Here is a 437-nt window from a genome sequence, read left to right on the forward strand (position 1 = left end):
TCATCGAGGCGTTTGGTATGGCGACCCATTGTGTCAGGAATGTGCGTGTTGCAATCATTGACTTGACTAAACCACTTGGCAAAAGAAGTAAACATCTCTTTTGCTCGTTCAGCTAGTTGTCTGCATAAGTTCAGCTCACCAAATAGGAAATCGCACGCGCCGCCAAGCACGGGAAGGATATAGAAGATGATTAGCCAAAATAAAGCCAAGCGCACCGGAAGACGCTTCAAAACAACGCGTAAAGTAACACTAGCACTCACGAATCAATCATGACCAACGGCAGGAAGAACACCACAACGCTAGATCTTGTGCCTGTAAGGTCAGAGTAATCTCCCCATATACCGCACTGCGCAAAGAATGGGTTGGAGAGACCAGATTACCCAATGAGCAGCGGAACTGCTACTGACTGTGGAGCAAATTACACAACATGTGTTTTT

Annotated in this window: 1 pseudogene; it reads right to left on the bottom strand. The window is 46.5% G+C overall.

Going from position 1 to position 437, the window contains the following annotated elements:
* Window positions 1–260 (bottom strand): annotated as a pseudogene (gene cls, locus UF05_RS26420) (cardiolipin synthase); the annotation flags it as partial.
* Window positions 261–437: the final 177 nt, after the last annotated feature.

Source organism: Vibrio sp. S457-15 (assembly GCF_000960545.1).
Lineage (GTDB): Bacteria > Pseudomonadota > Gammaproteobacteria > Enterobacterales > Vibrionaceae > Vibrio > Vibrio parahaemolyticus.